This window comes from Bradyrhizobium quebecense (assembly GCF_013373795.3).
Classification (GTDB): Bacteria; Pseudomonadota; Alphaproteobacteria; order Rhizobiales; family Xanthobacteraceae; genus Bradyrhizobium; species Bradyrhizobium quebecense.
The window spans coordinates 5,993,538-6,008,994 of record NZ_CP088022.1 but is presented as its reverse complement, the minus strand read 5'-3'; the positions used below and the strand labels follow the sequence as shown (position 1 = coordinate 6,008,994).

General features: G+C 64.1%; 16 protein-coding genes and 1 pseudogene. 6 read left to right on the top strand and 11 right to left on the bottom strand.

Going from position 1 to position 15,457, the window contains the following annotated elements; genetic code table 11:
- Positions 1-106: 106 nt before the first annotated feature.
- A complete protein-coding gene (locus HU230_RS29025; RefSeq protein ID WP_176528872.1) occupies positions 107-904 on the top strand; it encodes a tetratricopeptide repeat protein in 798 nt (265 codons plus the stop codon).
- A 125-nt stretch (positions 905-1,029) separates the two neighbouring features.
- On the opposite strand, the gene HU230_RS29020 is transcribed toward HU230_RS29025, so the two are convergent.
- The 9 genes and pseudogenes from HU230_RS29020 to HU230_RS28980 all read right to left on the bottom strand — a co-directional run bounded on the left by HU230_RS29020 (position 1,030) and on the right by HU230_RS28980 (position 9,783).
- Positions 1,030-2,004, bottom strand: a complete 975-nt coding sequence (locus HU230_RS29020) for a type II secretion system F family protein (RefSeq protein WP_176528873.1) — start codon at positions 2,002-2,004, stop codon at positions 1,030-1,032.
- 9 nt (positions 2,005-2,013) lie between these two features.
- Complete coding sequence (locus HU230_RS29015; protein ID WP_176528874.1) at positions 2,014-2,991, bottom strand: type II secretion system F family protein; 978 nt, start codon at positions 2,989-2,991, stop codon at positions 2,014-2,016.
- A gap of 11 nt (positions 2,992-3,002) precedes the next feature.
- On the bottom strand, positions 3,003-4,466 hold the full coding sequence (locus HU230_RS29010) for a TadA family conjugal transfer-associated ATPase (protein WP_176528875.1): 1,464 nt from the start codon (positions 4,464-4,466) through the stop codon (positions 3,003-3,005).
- A gap of 24 nt (positions 4,467-4,490) precedes the next feature.
- Complete coding sequence (locus HU230_RS29005; RefSeq protein ID WP_176528876.1) at positions 4,491-5,759, bottom strand: CpaE/TadZ family protein; 1,269 nt, start codon at positions 5,757-5,759, stop codon at positions 4,491-4,493.
- Positions 5,756-6,508, bottom strand: coding sequence for a CpaD family pilus assembly protein (locus tag HU230_RS29000; protein ID WP_092119038.1), 753 nt, complete (start codon positions 6,506-6,508; stop codon positions 5,756-5,758). Before HU230_RS29000 ends, HU230_RS29005 begins: the two co-directional genes overlap by 4 nt.
- An 8-nt stretch (positions 6,509-6,516) precedes the next feature.
- A complete protein-coding gene (locus HU230_RS28995) occupies positions 6,517-8,001 on the bottom strand; it encodes a type II and III secretion system protein family protein (RefSeq protein WP_176528877.1) in 1,485 nt (494 codons plus the stop codon).
- A gap of 2 nt (positions 8,002-8,003) precedes the next feature.
- Positions 8,004-8,798 carry a Flp pilus assembly protein CpaB gene (cpaB, locus tag HU230_RS28990; RefSeq protein ID WP_176528878.1) on the bottom strand — a complete coding sequence of 265 codons (795 nt, stop codon included), beginning with the start codon at positions 8,796-8,798 and terminating at the stop codon, positions 8,004-8,006.
- Between the two features lie 127 nt (positions 8,799-8,925).
- Positions 8,926-9,448: pseudogene (locus tag HU230_RS28985) on the bottom strand (A24 family peptidase).
- A 170-nt stretch (positions 9,449-9,618) separates the two neighbouring features.
- Positions 9,619-9,783, bottom strand: coding sequence for a Flp family type IVb pilin (locus HU230_RS28980; protein WP_173643703.1), 165 nt, complete (start codon positions 9,781-9,783; stop codon positions 9,619-9,621).
- A gap of 278 nt (positions 9,784-10,061) precedes the next feature.
- Here HU230_RS28980 and HU230_RS28975 point away from each other — a divergent pair, with 278 nt between their 5' ends.
- The 5 genes from HU230_RS28975 (at position 10,062) to HU230_RS28955 (ending at position 14,501) form a co-directional block, all read left to right on the top strand.
- Positions 10,062-10,892 (top strand): sterol desaturase family protein, encoded by an 831-nt coding sequence (locus HU230_RS28975; RefSeq protein ID WP_176528880.1) that lies wholly within the window; start codon positions 10,062-10,064, stop codon positions 10,890-10,892.
- 24 nt (positions 10,893-10,916) lie between these two features.
- Complete coding sequence (locus HU230_RS28970; RefSeq protein WP_176528881.1) at positions 10,917-12,362, top strand: hypothetical protein; 1,446 nt, start codon at positions 10,917-10,919, stop codon at positions 12,360-12,362.
- A gap of 268 nt (positions 12,363-12,630) precedes the next feature.
- A complete protein-coding gene (locus HU230_RS28965; protein ID WP_176528882.1) occupies positions 12,631-13,137 on the top strand; it encodes a pilus assembly protein N-terminal domain-containing protein in 507 nt (168 codons plus the stop codon).
- 171 nt (positions 13,138-13,308) lie between these two features.
- Positions 13,309-13,863 carry a TadE/TadG family type IV pilus assembly protein gene (locus tag HU230_RS28960; protein ID WP_176528883.1) on the top strand — a complete coding sequence of 185 codons (555 nt, stop codon included), beginning with the start codon at positions 13,309-13,311 and terminating at the stop codon, positions 13,861-13,863.
- The gene (locus HU230_RS28955; protein WP_176528884.1) at positions 13,854-14,501 is read left to right on the top strand and encodes a TadE/TadG family type IV pilus assembly protein; all 648 of its coding nucleotides are present in this window, start codon (positions 13,854-13,856) and stop codon (positions 14,499-14,501) included. The genes HU230_RS28960 and HU230_RS28955 overlap by 10 nt, the downstream gene beginning before the upstream one ends.
- Before the next feature lie 159 nt (positions 14,502-14,660).
- On the opposite strand, the gene HU230_RS28950 is transcribed toward HU230_RS28955, so the two are convergent.
- Positions 14,661-14,873, bottom strand: coding sequence for a cold-shock protein (locus tag HU230_RS28950; protein ID WP_016842648.1), 213 nt, complete (start codon positions 14,871-14,873; stop codon positions 14,661-14,663).
- A 268-nt stretch (positions 14,874-15,141) separates the two neighbouring features.
- Positions 15,142-15,435 (bottom strand): translation initiation factor IF-1, encoded by a 294-nt coding sequence (gene infA, locus HU230_RS28945; RefSeq protein WP_016842649.1) that lies wholly within the window; start codon positions 15,433-15,435, stop codon positions 15,142-15,144.
- Positions 15,436-15,457: the final 22 nt, after the last annotated feature.

Here is a 15,457-nt window from a genome sequence, read left to right as displayed (position 1 = left end):
GGCGCGCCGGTCGCCGGTGCCGCAGTTAACCAGACGTTAGGGTTAACAGTCTATTGCTGGCACGCTCGGCTCGATCCATTTGCCCGATTTCGTGAGTCACAGTGCCATGCGTCGACAGTCCATTTTGACCCGGCATCTCGCTTCCGCAGCCCTCGTGGCGGTCCTGGCCGCCGGGCTTGGCGGTTGCCAGACCATGTCAGACGTCACCGGATCGATCGCGTCCCGGTCCGATCCGGTGCCAGACGATCCGCGCCGCAATCTCGAGGTTTATGGCGAGCGCTACCACAAGAATCCCAAGGATGTCGACGCCGCCATAGCTTACGGTCAGGCGTTGCGTATGACCGGACAGCGTTCGCAGGCCTGCGCCGTGCTGGAGCAGGCCACACTCGCAACCCCCGGCAGCAAGGCGCTGCTCGCGGCCTATGGCCGCGCGCTCGCCGACAACGGCAATTCGCAGGCCGCATTCGACGTGCTGAGCCGCGCGCACAGTCCGGACAATCCGGACTGGCGGATCCTGTCGGTGCAGGGCACCACGCTCGACAAGTTGAACCGGCACGAGGAAGCGCGGCGCTATTACGCCAGTGCGCTTCGACTGGCCCCCGACGAGCCGTCGGTGCTGTCCAATCTCGGCCTGTCCTACATGCTGACCAAGGAATTGCCGAAGGCGGAAGAGACGCTTCGCCAGGCCTATGCCAGCGCCCGCGCCGACACCCGCATCCGGCAGAACCTTGCGCTCGTCGTCGGTCTGCAGGGCCGCTTCGCGGAGGCCGAGACCATCGTCAAGGCCGACCTGCCGGCCGATGAGGCGGCGGCCAATGTCGCCTATCTCCGCGACATGCTGAACCGCAAGGACGGTCCGCGGACCGCATCGCGCGCCGCACCTGTTGTTGCCAAGGACGACTAACGCTCCTTTATGGCGTGTCTGACAGCGAAGCTGTGGGCTTCGCAAATCCATATCTGCCTCAACGCGCGCAAAAAAAGAAACGCCCGGCGTTTGCCGGGCGTTCTGGTAATGCGCTGCGGCGCGGCTCAATGCATCGTGGCGATCTTGATATAGGACGGCCCGAGGATCACGATGAACAGGCAGGGCAGGAAGAACAGGATCATCGGCACGGTCAGCTTGGGCGGCAGCGACGCCGCCTTCTTCTCGGCCTCGTTCATGCGCATGTCGCGGTTTTCCTGCGCCATCACGCGCAGGCTCTGGCCGAGCGGCGTGCCGTAGCGTTCGGATTGCTGCAAGGCCATGCACACCGACTTCACGCCTTCGAGCCCGGTGCGGCGCGCCAGGTTCTCGTAGGCGGACTTGCGGTCCTGCAAATAGGACAATTCCGCGGTCGTCAGGGCGAACTCCTCCGACAGCGCGATCGACTGTCCGGCGATCTCGTTTGCCACCTTCCGGAATGCGACCTCGACCGACATGCCCGACTCGATGCAGATCAGCAGCAAGTCCAGCGAATCAGGGAAGGCGCGCTTGATCTGGAGCTGGCGCTTGGAGATCGCGTTCTTCAGGAACAGCATCGGCGCCTGGAGGCCGGCATAGGCCGCAGCGACGCAAATGCCGATCTTGAGCGTGAGCGACCAGGTCGCGCCCGCGATGAAGAACGTATAGACGATGGCGCCGAGCAGCAGCACGATCGGCGTCACCGCGCGGGCGAACAGGAAGGTGACGTAGGGGGCGTGGCCGCGATAGCCCGCCATCACGAGCTTATCGAGCGCCGCTTCCTGGGCGAGCCATTTCGTGAGGTTGAGATCGTCCACCACCCGGGAGACCACCTGCTTCGGGGTCTGCCGCAGCGCGACCTTCTCCGTCTTGGCGAGACGATCGCGCTCGCGCTGCCGGAGACGCTCGCGCTCGCTGGCGACGGCCTTCATGCGCTTGTTGAGATCGCCGCCGGCGAGCAGCGGCATCGCCAGCGTGTAGACCGTCGCGCTTGCCGCGATGAAGGCAAGCAGCATGGTCATGAACCTGACGTCGTGGAGCTTGGCGACCAGAATATCAATCATGCTGCACCGTCAGAAATCGAAGTTGATCATCTTCTTCATCACCAGCACGCCCATCGACATCCAGACGACGCAGGCAACCAGCATGAGCTGGCCCATCGAGTTCGTCCACAGCAGGGCGATGTAGTCCGGCGTCGTGAGGAACACCAGGATCATCACGATCGGCGGCAGCGAGCCGATGATGGCGGCGGAAGCTTTCGCTTCCATCGACATCGCCTGGATCTTCTCGGCCATCTTCTTGCGGTCGCGCAGCACCCGCGACAGGTTGCCGAGCGCTTCCGACAGATTGCCGCCGGACTTCTGCTGGATCGCAATCACGATGCCGAAGAAGTTCGCTTCCGGCAGCGGCATGCGTTCGTAGAGCCGGGAGCACGCCTCGCCGAGCGGCATGCCGATCGCCTGGGTCTCGATGATCGCAAGGAACTCGCTGCGCAGCGGCTCAGGTGCGTCGTTGACGACCGCCTTGAGCGATTCGAACAGCGGCAGGCCGGCCTTGATGCCGCGCACGATGACGTCGACGGCGTCGGGCAACGCCCTCAGAAAGGCCTTCTCTCTCCGCTTCTTCAGGAAGCCGAGCAGCCAGCGCGGCAGACCGAGACCCATGGCAAAGCCGATGCCGGCCGCGCCCAACAGGCCTCCGCCGACCATGAATGCCGCGCCGAACCCGAACAGGCCGAGGGCGCCGGAGATCATCCAGAATTTCTGCTCGGACCACTCCAGTCCGGCCTGCGAGATGCGCACACCGAGCGGGACTTTCTTGTCCTTCTGCCGACGCGCCTCGAGCTCCTTGAGCGATCCTTCGACCTGCTCGCGGCGGGAGCGCTGCGTGCGGTCGGTACCTCGCGTGGTCGACGGTTCGCTGCGCGCCACCGATGCGCGGCGCGACTCGGCCTTCTTTTCCCCCGAGAGGTAGGGATAGAGGAAGACCCAGGCGATGCCGCCCACGGTGGTGGCCGCGAGGAAGGCCAGGGCAAGGGTTTGCGTTTGCATCCTGCGTTCCCCTAGACCGGCGCCGGCGAGTCGGAGGCATCCAGCGCCGCCGCAAGCCGCTTCTCTTCATTGTAGTAGCGCGCACGCTCCCAGAAGCGCGGCCGGCCGATGCCGGTCGAGCGGTGCTTGCCAATGATCTTGCCGTTGGCATCTTCCCCGACCACGTCGTAGAGGAAGATATCCTGGGTGATGATGGTGTCGCCTTCCATGCCCATCACCTCGGTGATGTGGGTGATACGGCGCGAACCGTCGCGCAGGCGCGCGGCCTGCACGATGATGTCGACCGAGGCGCAGATCATCTCGCGAATGGTGCGCGAGGGAAGCGAGAAGCCGCCCATGGTGATCATCGATTCGCAGCGCGACAGCGCTTCGCGGGGATTGTTGGCGTGCAGCGTGCCCATCGAGCCGTCATGGCCGGTGTTCATCGCCTGCAACAGATCGAACGCCTCGGGTCCGCGGACTTCGCCGACGATGATGCGCTCGGGGCGCATACGCAGGCAGTTGCGGACCAGTTCGCGCATCGTGACCTGGCCCTCGCCCTCGATGTTCGGCGGCCGGGTTTCCAGCCGCACCACATGCGGCTGCTGCAGCTGAAGTTCGGCGGCGTCTTCGCAGGTGATGATGCGTTCGTCGTGCTCGATATAGTTGGTCAGGCAGTTCAGCAGCGTGGTCTTGCCCGAACCGGTACCGCCCGAGATGATCACGTTGCAGCGGACACGGCCGATGATCTGCAGGATGGTCGCCCCGTCCGGCGTGATCGCGCCGAACTTGACGAGCTGCTCCAGCGTCAGCTTGTCCTTCTTGAATTTACGAATGGTGAGCGCGGGCCCGTCGATCGCCAGCGGCGGCACGATGGCGTTGACGCGCGAGCCGTCGGCGAGACGGGCGTCGCAGATCGGCGAGGATTCGTCGACGCGCCGGCCGACCTGGCTGACGATGCGCTGGCAGATGTTGAGCAGCTGCTGGTTGTCGCGAAAGCGGATGCCGGTGCGCTGGATCTTGCCGGCGACTTCGATGAACACGGTGCCGGCGCCGTTGACCATGATGTCGGCGATGTCGTCGCGCGACAATAGCGGCTCCAGCGGTCCGTAGCCGAGCACGTCGTTGCAGATGTCGTCGAGCAGCTCTTCCTGCTCGGCGATCGACATCACGATGTTCTTGATCGCGATGATCTCGTTGACGATGTCGCGGATTTCCTCGCGCGCCGACTCGCTGTCGAGCTTGGCGAGCTGGGCAAGGTCGATCGCCTCGATCAGGGCGCCGAAGATCGTCGCCTTGACCTGGTAGTAGTTGTCCGAGCGGCGGGCTTCGACGGCGGGAGCAGGCGGTGGCTTGGCCGGGGCCAGCGGCGGCGACGATATCGCCGGTGCGGCGGACTCGCGCGCCATCGGCGACAAGCCGGCAGGCTCCGGCGTCTGAAAGGCGGGCTTGGGTGCCCGCAGATCCCCATCGTTTCCGCTACGCTTACCAAACACGACGTCTTGACTCCACGCGGACCACTATTTGGACCGCAGCTTTTCGAGCAGGGGCGACAGGAAGGACCCCCTCGGCTTCTTGGTTTCGCCGCGGCCTGTCAGCCGCTGCGCCATCTGTAGAAACATCTCGACTGCGCGGTGATTGGCGGAGATTTCCGCGATCATCTGGCCGTTGTTGGCGGCCGAACCGAAGATCTGCGGATCGAACGGGATGGCGGCAATCGGCGGGCTTTCGATCGCCTTGGCGAATTCGCCCGCCGCGATCTCCGGCCGCTTCGGCACGCCGACCTGGTTCAGGCAGTACAGCGGCGCGCGGTCATTCGGCCTGGACGCCTTCAGCAGGTCGAACATGTTCTTGGCGTTGCGCAGGTTGGCGAGGTCGGGCGCCGCCACGATCAGGATGTCGTCGGCCGCGATCAGCGCGCGCTTGGTCCAGCCGGACCATTGGTGCGGCACGTCGAGCACGATGCAGGGCATCGTGGTGCGCAGTGTGTCGAAGATCGCATCAAACGCTTCGGCGCCGAAATCGTAGACCTTGTCGAGCGTGGCCGGCGCCGCCAGCAGGCTCAGATGGTCGGTGCATTTCGACAGCAGGCGGTCGACGAAGGCGGTATCGACGCGGTCCGGCGAGAACACCGCATCCGCGATGCCTTGCGCCGGATCCTGGTTGTAGTTGAGGCCGGCGGTGCCGAATGCAAGGTCGAGATCGGCCACTACGGAATCCAGCGCCAGATCGCGGGCGATCGCCCAGGCGATATTGTGGGCGATCGTCGAGGCGCCGACGCCGCCCTTCGCACCGACGACGGCGACGACGCGGCCGACCGCCTTGGCTTCCGGCGCCGAGAACAGGTTGCAGACCGCGCGCACCACGTCGATCGCATGGGCCGGTGCGATCACGTAGTCGCTGACGCCGCGGCGGACCAGCTCGCGATACAGCGTGACGTCGTTGACCCGGCCGATCACGACCACCCTTGTGCCGGCGTCGCACACCGTGGCGAGCTGGTCGAGCCCGGCCAGGATGTCGCTGCGGCCCTCGGTCTCGAGAATGATGACATTGGGCGTCGGCGCCGAGCGGTAGGCCTCGATGGCAGCCGCCATGCCGCCCATCTGGATCTTGAGATGGGCCTTGGCCAGCCGGCGATCCTCGCCCGCCGACTGTACGGCGGCAGCGGTCTCGACCGTCTCGCAGAACGCCTGGACCGAGACCCGTGGCGCCGGAGCAATATGGTCGTCCACGGCCTGCGGCGGGGCGTCCGTCTGCTCTTCGGAGTTTTGCTGCGCGTAGGTGATCATTTTCCTGTGTCGCTTAGCTTGGCCCTGTCGGACTCGGGATACGTCGTGGCGGTGGTGGTGCCCTTGCGATACTTGTCGAAGGCGATATTGCGGCGCGACGTGTAGGCAGGGGTCTCCGCGCGTGGCTGCACGAGGTCAGTCGGGTCTTCGACCATGGCTGCGAGGTTGCGCTGATTGGCGCAGCCGAAATTGTAGTATTGCTTGTTCTGGATGTAGGAACCGTTGTGCATCGACGGGCCGAGATCTTCCGGCCACAGGCCGCACGGTCCGGCCTCCGCTTTCATCTTTGGATAGTTCACGCGGATCGCAGGCATCAGGCGCGGATTCTCGGGATGGTACTTGCGCACGAGGATCCCGCGCGGCGGCACGCCGGCGGCGGCGAAGGTCGCCTGGATCTCGCGCAACGATTCCTGCGCGGGCCGGGCGTTCGGCGTGTCGGCGGGAACGTCGATGGTGACGGCGCCGGTGCCCTCACGCATCCAGTCCTGCGCCATTCCCATCACCTCTGCGCGCTGCTCGGCGGTCAGGCCGCCGCGACTGCGGCCGACGAAGACCACGATCGAGCGATCCGCCTCGGTCACCGCGATCGGGTGACGCTGGCGATAGTCGGCCGGCGAGTCTGCCATCGCGAAACTGTTGTCGGCGGCGTGCTGGCAGGCGCCGAGCGTCATGGCAAGGCCGACGAGCGCTCCGGCGAGACCGGCGGTGCGCTTGTAATCGGCGGATGTTCTGGGTGTGGTCTGTGTCATCGTCCGCCTCAGTCGGTAATGAAGCCGTAGGTGCCGCGGTAATTCCGCGCCGGCTCGGTGCGGCCAGGCACACCGTAGACGCGGTTGATGCTGCCGAGCAGGTCGGCCTGCGGATCGGACGCGTTTGCAAAGCCGTCATCCGGACGCGACAGGTCCTTCTGCGCCACGGCGCGAACGACATAGGGCGTCACCAGAACCATCAGCTCGGTCTGGTTGTTGACGAAGTCGCGGCTGCGGAACAGCGTGCCGAGCACGGGCAGCGACGCCAGCCCGGGAAGGCCGTTGATCGCCTGCTTGGTCTGGTCCTGGATCAGGCCGGCCATGGCCATCGAGCCGCCCGAGGGAATTTCCAGCGTGGTCTCGGCGCGGCGGGTCTTGATCGAAGGGATCGTCGTTCCACCCGCGCCGCCGGTCAGCGCGTTCTCGGTCGAGACTTCCGACACTTCCGTCATCACCCGCAGACTGATGCGCCCCTCGGTCAGCACCACCGGCGTGAAGTTGAGCGAAATGCCGAATTTCTTGAAGCTGACGGTCTGGACGCAATTCCCGATCGCGCCCGTCGACGAGGTCTGACAGGTCACGCCGGTCGGAATTGGAAACTCGCCGCCCGAGATGAAGGTCGCCGATTCGCCTGATATCGCGGTCAGGTTCGGTTCGGCGAGCGTCCGCACGACGCCGGCGCTTTCCATGGCGCGGATCGTCGCCGACACCGACGATCCGAACGATGTGGTGAGCGCGTTGCCCGCCACGAGCGGTGAGCTGTTAGCGGTGAACGGGTTGCTGTTGGCGAATTTTACCACGGTCGTGCCGTAGTTGAGGTTCGCGGTGAGGTCGATGCCGAGCTGCTTGATCAGGCTGCGCGAGACTTCGGCAACCGTGACCTTCAGCATCACCTGGTCGCGGCCGCGAACCGTGATCGAGTTCACGACCTTGTCGGGGCCGCCGACCAGCCGCGTGGCGATCTCGCCGGCCTGCTGCGCGTCGATCGGGCTCGCTGCGCTTCCGCTCAGCATCACGCCGTCGCCGACGCCCTCGATCTGGATATCGGAATTCGGCAGTGCCGCGCGCAGCGCGGCGCGCACGCCGTTGAGATCGCGCTTGACCGCGATGTCATAGGCCGCGATCTGCTGGCCGGCGGCGTCGAAGAACACGATGTTGGTCTGGCCGACCGTCGCGCCGATGATGTAGGCGCGTTGCGCCGAGCGAACCACGGCATTGGCGATCTTGGGATCGGCGACCAGCACGTCCTTGATGTCCCTGGGCAGGTCGATCACGATCGATTTGCCGACGCCGAGCGAGAGGAAGCGGGCATTCATCTGGCCGCCATCGGTCGATGCGGCAGGGGCTGGCGCGGTGCGGTAATCGCTCGCCACCACCGGTGTCAGCGCCGGATTGAGCGTGAGCGCCGCGACGGCCGAGAACGACAATGCGCGGACCATGAAGGCCCGCATCGTCCGTTGAGTTGCCCCGCCCTTCATCACGTGTGTCCTCATGGTCACTTCTGCATCGTCGCCTGGTTGGCAACGCCAAAGCGGATGACGTTGATCGTGTCACCACGCCTCTGCCGGTTGTCGTCGGTCCTGGTTTCGGGCGCGTTGTTGTCGGCGATGCTGCGCAGCGCCAGCGACAGGACGCCGCTCTGGCGCGCGCGCGCCAGCGTCTCGGTCTGTTCGGGTTTCAGCTCCAGCGTCACCGTCTTGCCGATCAGCGCGTTGGTGCCGTCCTTTTCCTTCGGTGCCTGGTCGATCGCGAGCACGCGAACGTTGGTCAGGATCACCTCGGAGTTGACGATGTCGGCGCCGCTGCGGTCCGGATTCTTGTCCCGCTTCGACAGCAGGACGTCGACCCGGTCATTCGGCAGGATGAAGCCGCCGGCGCCGGTCTCGGGTGAGATTTCGGTCGATACCGCCCGCATGCCGGTCGGCAGGATCGCAGCCATGAAGCCGCTGCCGTCGGCCTTGACGAGCTTCTGCTCGCGAATCGGTTCGCCCTGGATGAACGGGGCGCGCGCGATCGAGCCGGTCACGTCCTTGATCGCTTCGGCGTTGCTGTCCCTGCGCATGAAGCTGGCGCTGGCGGTTGCCGCCGGCCAGGTCTGCCATTGCAAATCTTCGGGCTTCACGGCCTGGCCGAGGCCGATGTCGGTTTTCGCGACCAGGATGTCGACGGTGGGCAGCTGCGCGACCGGCGGAGCCGGCGCCGGCTTGTCGTCGCTTCCGCTCGCCAAATAGAGCGCCGCAAGGCCGGCGCAGCCTGCGATTGCCAGGACCAGAATGCGGGCCTTATCCATTACGCTTCACTTTCCACATGACGCCGCGACGCTGCCGCCGCCGTGATGGGAGTTGACCAGCTATTCGTCAAAGCATGGTTAATGAGGCGTATCTATATCGCCTTAACGGGCGGTTACCGCTGCTTTCTCAGCGCATGGCGAAGTGCGCGAGATCGATCGTCTTGATCCAGTCCGTCTCGGGATAGATCAGCAGGGCCGAGGGCGAGTGCGATGCCGTAGGGAATTCCGGTCTGCTTGTCGTGCAGGCGGCTGAGCCAGGCCTGGTTCGCGAGCGCGTAGGGTAGCGGCCATTGCCGGAGCTGCAGCAGCAGCACCGTCAGCGCGCCGCCGAACAGCGATGCGAAGACCAGATAGGGGAGCAGATGCTCGAACCCGAACCACAGGCCGGCCGCGGCCGCGACCTTGGCGTCTCCGCCACCGACCCAGCCCATCGCAAACATGCCGAATGCCACCACCAGAACCAGCGCGCCCGCGCCGGCATGGCTGAGGATCTCGTGCACGTCCATCCCGGTCAGCGGCGCCAGGACGAAGAAGCCGGCCGCCAGCGCCAGCGAGATCCGGTTCGGGATCGTCATGGTCAAGAGATCGCTCGCCGCCGCGAAGGCCATCAGGGCCGGAAACAGCATCAAACGTGCGATGTCGAGGATCATGGATTCATGCCGTCAAGCTGGAGCTGCGGTCGAGACCCGACGCTAGCGGCCAATGGTGAACAATCGGGAAAGGCCGCCGTGGTCGCCATCAAGGCGCCGACGGCCGGTGCGCCAAATAGCAAAGGTCCCGGGGGTGCCGGGACCTTTGATGCGAGTTCCTGGGAACCGGATTACTTCAGCGAGCTGGCGACCGTGTTGAAGGTGCCCGAGAGCTTGGTGCCGACGCCGTTGACTGCAGCGATGATCGCGATCGCGATACCGGTGGCGATCAGGCCGTATTCGATGGCGGTCGCGCCCGACTCATCCTTCACGAAGCGCGAGACGAGGTTCTTCATAAGTAACTCCTGTGTACACGTGGCTGGTCGAACTAGGTTTGGTCTCGCCGGCGTTCTCAGCACCGTGACCATTGCGGCACCCTACGGTTCGACAATTTCGGCGCAGTTAATTTGATCGTATAAACACAGCGGGAACCCGCAGTTGTTGCGCACAGTAAATTTGGAATTAAGCGGTCCGCTAAGATTGCAGATTGTTGCCGGGGCCCGCTGTCGGCACCTGTTCACGGCTCCTTAAGCGCACATCTATACCCATGGGGCTTCCGTCAGATGAGGCCGTCATGCCCAGCCTTCCCTTTGAAGTCATCGAGATGATCGGCCAGACGATGATGAAGGTGGTGCCGATCACGATCGCGCTGGCGCTGTTCTTCACGGTGCTCACTCATTTCTGGGCCTGCAATCCCGGCAAGCCGTGGTGGCAGAAGCGTGAGCTGGTCACCGACATCTGCTACTGGTTCTTCGTGCCGGTGCTCGCCCGCGTGCTGCGGATCGGGCTCCTGGTGGTGGGCGCAGCCGTGGTGTTCAACGTTCACGACGCCGACGATCTGATCGCGTTCTACGAGAATGGACATGGCCCTCTGGCGCAGCTTCCGCTCTGGTTGCAGTCCATTATCTTCCTCGTCGCCTCCGATTTCATGCTGTACTGGCTGCATCGGATGTTCCATGGCGGCGGCTTCTGGAAGTACCACGCCATTCATCACTCCTCCGAGGATCTTGAATGGATCTCGGCGGCACGCTTCCATCCGGTCAATCTTCTGATCGGCACGATCACTGTCGATGTGATCCTGCTGATGGCGGGCATCTCGCCGAACATCATGCTGTGGGTCGGCCCGTTCACCACCTTCCATTCGGCATTCGTGCACGCCAACCTGAACTGGACGCTCGGCCCGTTCAAATACGTGATCGCGACGCCGGTGTTTCACCGCTGGCATCACACCGGGCTCGAGGAAGGCGGCGACACCAATTTCGCTGGCACGTTTCCGCTCTGGGATATTCTGTTCGGAACGTTCCGGATGCCCGAAGGCAAGCTTCCGGAAGATTACGGCGTCGATGCCGAGCAGGGCGTGCCGTCCGAGATCGGCGGACAGTTGGCCTATCCGTTCCGGCAATGACGCCGCCAGCCGGCCGGTGCGATCATGAGCGCTGAGACCGCGACCTTCCCGCGCGCGAAAACCTCCGTGTTCGCCGAGCTTCCGGCCTGGTTCTGGATGGCGTGCGGCGTTTATGCGCTGCTGCTGTTCGTCGGCGACAGGCTGCTCGCCGATTCCGACACCTACTGGCAGATTGCCGTCGGCCGCTGGATCCTCGACCATCGCACGCTGCCGTCCGTCGACATCTATTCCTTCACCAAGGCCGGTGAGCCGTGGGTGTCGTCGTCCTGGCTGTCGCAGGTTCTGTTCGCGAAGGCCTATGACCTCGCCGGGTGGACCGGTCCGGCGGCGCTGGCCGCCGCCTGTGCCGCTGCCAGCTTCGCGCTGCTCACCGCCATCCTCAGCCGCGCGCTGCCGGCGGTCTACGCGAGCCTGATCGCCCTCGCGGCGCTGGTTCTGACCTGCGGGCACCTGCTGGCCCGTCCGCATGTGCTGGCTATGCCCATTATGATCGTCTGGGCGAACGGCCTGATGACCGCCAGCGAAGGCCGCAAGGCGCCCTCGTTCTGGCTGCTGCCGCTGATCGCGCTGTGGGCCAATCTGCACGGCGGCTTCCTGTTCGGTTTGGTCCTGGCCGGCGCATTTGCGCTCGATGCGATGTGGAATGCCTTGCCGGCCCAGAGGCTGGCGCTGGCGCTGCGCTGGGGGGCGTTCGGCATCGGCGCACTGGCTGCGTGCTGCGTGACCCCCTATGGCTGGGGCTCGATCCTCGCCTCGCTCAGGATTCTCGGCCTCGGTGAATTGTTGCATCTCATCGCGGAGTGGAGGCCGGCGACGTTCGGCGAGATCGACCCGTTTGGACTATCGATCCTCGGCCTGCTCGGCGCTGCGCTTTATTGCGGGGCGAGGTTGCCGCTGCCGCGAATCATCCTGGTGCTGGGCCTGCTGCATATGGCGCTGTCCCATGTCAGAAATCTCGAGCTGCTCGCCCTGCTGCTGCCGCTGGCCGTGCTGACGCCGGTCGCCACCCAGTTCGGGCTGCGTGCCGCTAGCCCCGTCCGCCCGAGAGTTGCTCCGGCCGCGATCCTTATCGTCGGGCTTTGCGCGTGGACCGCACTCGTTGCCGCGCGCCAGGTCATATCGCCACCGCCGACCTATTCGCCGGTTGCCGCCGTCGACGCGATGAAGGTGCACAACGTCAGGCGCGTGCTCAACGATCTGCAGTTCGGCGGCTACCTGATCTGGCGCCAGATGCCTGTTTTCATCGACGGGCGTGCCGAACTCTACGGCGAGGCGTTCGGCATGAGCTTGGCCCGCGCGCTTCAGCTCAAGGACGTCAACGGTTTCCTCAATCTGCTCGCGACCCATGACATCGATGCGGTGATGCTCGATCCGACCACGCCGGCGTCCAGATTGCTGGATCACATCGGAGGATGGCAGCGCCTCTACGCCGATGAGCGCGTGGTCGTCCACGTCCGCGCCGCCAGTTGAAGCCGCCGCAGCCACTGCTTTGGAGACTCCTAAGATTGCCATAAGCGCACCGCTTCCCGCCCAATGGCAGGACGACGGGATCGGCGACCGGATAGTCCTGCGCGAGGTACCGGACGGTTGGCCGGTCCGCTCGGGAAGTCGCGACATCCGCGCAATTCGGCGGTCGATCTTTGCTCTTCCTAAATGAATTGCCGTCAGATTTGCCAGCGTCGGGCGCCGGTCCGCAGCGTATCGTCTTTGCCGGCCAGTTAACGTCCCGGGGTAGAGTATGTCGTTTCAGTCCCAGCGTATTCGCGCCGTCACGCGCATTGGCTTCATCTCGATGGCCGCAGCCATGCTGCTGGGGCCAGCACTCGCAACGGCAGCGCCGGATCCCGACCGGATCGCGGTCAATGTCGATCAGGCCAAGCTCGTCAGGCTGCCCGGCGGCATCGCCACGATCGTGGTCGGTAATCCCCTGATCGCCGACGTCACCCTGCAGAATGGCGGGGTTGTCGTGGTGACCGGCAAGGGTTATGGCGCGACCAATTTCATCGCACTCGACCGCTCCGGCCAGGTTCTGGTGGATCGCCAGATCCAGGTCGAAGGTCCGTCCGATCAGTTGGTCACCGTCTATCGCGGCATCGATCGCGAGACCTATAGCTGCATGCCGGTTTGTCAGCGCCGCATCACCCTCGGCGACGGCGACGCCTATTTCAAGACGACGATGGAACAGGCCGGTACGCTCAACAATCAGGCCTCCGGTTCGGGCGGCGCCGCGAAGCCGCAGAACTGACGTGCGTCCGCTCGGGCGCTTCACACGCCGGGGCCTTGGTCGATCGCAGGCGGCTCGTCCGACATGCTTAATAAAGGCCTAACGGATCGGGTCGCTCTGTCTCGATCCGGCGAAATACTTCGACAATGACTCTTGGGTAGTTGTTGCCACCATGTTGATCCGGGGTCGTTGATGCCGTTGCCCGCTCATTGTCTTGCACGCCTCCTCCGTCGCTTTCGCCGTAACCGCAGTGGTGTGACCGCGGTCGAATTCGCGCTGGTCGCGCCGCTGTTTTTCGGGCTGCTCTTTGCGATCATCGAAGTGGCAATGATCTTCTTTGCGAGCCAGGTGCTCGAGACGGTGACGCAGGACTCGTCTCGCTTCATCATGACCGGACAGGCCCAGGGCGCAAGCTATACCCAAGCGCAGTTCAAGAGCTACGTCTGTGGCCAGACCAATGCGCTGTTCGACTGCACCAACGGCATCTATGTCGACGTCCGCAGCTATCCGTCTGCGACAGGCTTTAGCAGCGTCAACATCACGCCGATCACCGATCCCACCCAGGTGAAATGGTGTCCCGGCAAGGACGGCGACGTCGTGGTGGTCCGGCTGTTCTATCAATGGCAGCTGTTTGTCACCCAGCTGGGCTTCAACGCCTCGAACCTTCCCAATGGCAAGCGGCTCCTGATCGCGACCGCGACATTCAAGAACGAGCCGTCCGGAACGGCTGGGACCACATGCTCATGAGCAAGGTCGTGAAAACCCTGTCTGCGGCCTTGCTGCGCTCGGTTGCTGCTCTCGCGCATGACCGCCGGGGCCTCGCAGCCGTCGAGTTTGCCTTTGTCATGCCGCTGATGCTGGTGATGTTCTTCGGCACCGTCGAATTTTCATCCGGTGTGGCGGTCGACCGCAAGGTCACACTGATGGCGCGCGCCGCGTCAGATCTCACCTCGCAGGCGACGCAGGTGGTGGATGCGGACCTGCAAAACTTCTTCAGCGCCAGCGTCGGCATCATGACGCCCTACGATGCGTCGCCGACCAAGGTCACGTTGTCGGAGATCTACGTCGATAATTCCAACATCGCGCACATACAGTGGAGCAAGGCGGGGACGATCGCCTCGGGCGCCACGCAGGCCACGCTGACGGCCTCGACCCGCAATCAGGGTGACATCGTGACAAGCATCGTTCCGTCGGCGCTGCTGGTTGCTGGCACCTATCTGATCTTCAGCGAAGTGAGCTACAAATACGTTCCGACGATCGGGTATGTGATGGCCAAGGCCGGCATCAATCTCAGCGACGTTGCCTTTACGCGGCCGCGGCAGTCAGTTTGCGTGTTCTATGCCCCGACGTCCGCCACCATGCCGACGACCTGCTCGACTTACTAGGGCGTTTTCGAGCGAAGTGGACACCCGGTTTGCGTGAAGAAAATGCTCAACGTCGCGCTGCCAGAGACGCAATCCAGACAAAAAGGGCCGCACCCGAAGGTGCGGCCCTTGATGCTTTGACGGCAATTTCCTGGAGCTTCGCGCTCCCGGGAAATCGGCTTATCCAGCGGCGCGCAGATTGTCGGCCGAGGATTTGCCGGAACGGCGGTCAGCAACGATCTCGTAGGAGATCTTCTGGCCTTCACGCAGAGTGCCAAGGCCGGCGCGCTCGACTGCACTGATGTGCACGAACACGTCGTTCCCGCCTTCATCCGGCTGGATGAAGCCGTAGCCCTTGGTCGCGTTAAACCACTTCACGGTTCCCATGCTCACGTGGGTAGTCCCTTCTCAGATATACAAGTTCAAGACCCGCTTGTCGGCGGGGTGGTGAGATCGAATTTTTGGAAGGGTCGTCAGCGTCTGAACCGGCTGTACCGGTATTGGCTAATGTCGTCCGGCCGAAAATCGATGGGTAGGATATTATTCGATAGAAGGGCTCAAAACAATCCTGACGTGCGCGATTTTTTGGCCGGCGCAGCCGCCGGCCATTTGTTGCGCAGGACATCAGGACATCATGCGCGCAACGGTTGCAATGCCCAACCTATCGGCGGCGGAACTGGCCGCCGCGCTGTGCTCCGCCCCGCGGCGGACCGCCGGGTGCGCCACTCGGACGTTCGTCCTTGTGCCGGAAAATCAGGCGGCCCTTTTCGAGATCGTAGGGCGACATTTCGATCGTGACGCGGTCGCCGGCCAGCGTCTTGATGCGGTTTTTCTTCATCTTGCCGGCAGTGTAGGCGACGATCTCGTGTCCGGCATCGAGTTGCACCCGGTAACGAGCGTCGGGGAGGATTTCGGTCACCAGTCCTTCGAACTGGATCAGCTCTTCCTTAGCCATATGTTTCTCCAGATCGAGCGAC

Coding starts and splice junctions, on each gene's coding strand:
- infA (WP_016842649.1), bottom strand. CDS start 15,435: ATGGCTAAGGAAGAGCTGATCCAGTTCGAAGGACTGGTGACCGAAATC.
- HU230_RS29000 (WP_092119038.1), bottom strand. CDS start 6,508: ATGACACAGACCACACCCAGAACATCCGCCGATTACAAGCGCACCGCC.
- HU230_RS28960 (WP_176528883.1), top strand. CDS start 13,309: ATGCCGTTGCCCGCTCATTGTCTTGCACGCCTCCTCCGTCGCTTTCGC.
- HU230_RS28955 (WP_176528884.1), top strand. CDS start 13,854: ATGCTCATGAGCAAGGTCGTGAAAACCCTGTCTGCGGCCTTGCTGCGC.
- HU230_RS29015 (WP_176528874.1), bottom strand. CDS start 2,991: ATGCAAACGCAAACCCTTGCCCTGGCCTTCCTCGCGGCCACCACCGTG.
- HU230_RS28995 (WP_176528877.1), bottom strand. CDS start 8,001: ATGAGGACACACGTGATGAAGGGCGGGGCAACTCAACGGACGATGCGG.
- HU230_RS28980 (WP_173643703.1), bottom strand. CDS start 9,783: ATGAAGAACCTCGTCTCGCGCTTCGTGAAGGATGAGTCGGGCGCGACC.
- HU230_RS29020 (WP_176528873.1), bottom strand. CDS start 2,004: ATGATTGATATTCTGGTCGCCAAGCTCCACGACGTCAGGTTCATGACC.
- HU230_RS28965 (WP_176528882.1), top strand. CDS start 12,631: ATGTCGTTTCAGTCCCAGCGTATTCGCGCCGTCACGCGCATTGGCTTC.
- HU230_RS29025 (WP_176528872.1), top strand. CDS start 107: ATGCGTCGACAGTCCATTTTGACCCGGCATCTCGCTTCCGCAGCCCTC.
- HU230_RS28970 (WP_176528881.1), top strand. CDS start 10,917: ATGAGCGCTGAGACCGCGACCTTCCCGCGCGCGAAAACCTCCGTGTTC.
- HU230_RS28975 (WP_176528880.1), top strand. CDS start 10,062: ATGCCCAGCCTTCCCTTTGAAGTCATCGAGATGATCGGCCAGACGATG.
- HU230_RS29005 (WP_176528876.1), bottom strand. CDS start 5,759: ATGATCACCTACGCGCAGCAAAACTCCGAAGAGCAGACGGACGCCCCG.
- cpaB (WP_176528878.1), bottom strand. CDS start 8,798: ATGGATAAGGCCCGCATTCTGGTCCTGGCAATCGCAGGCTGCGCCGGC.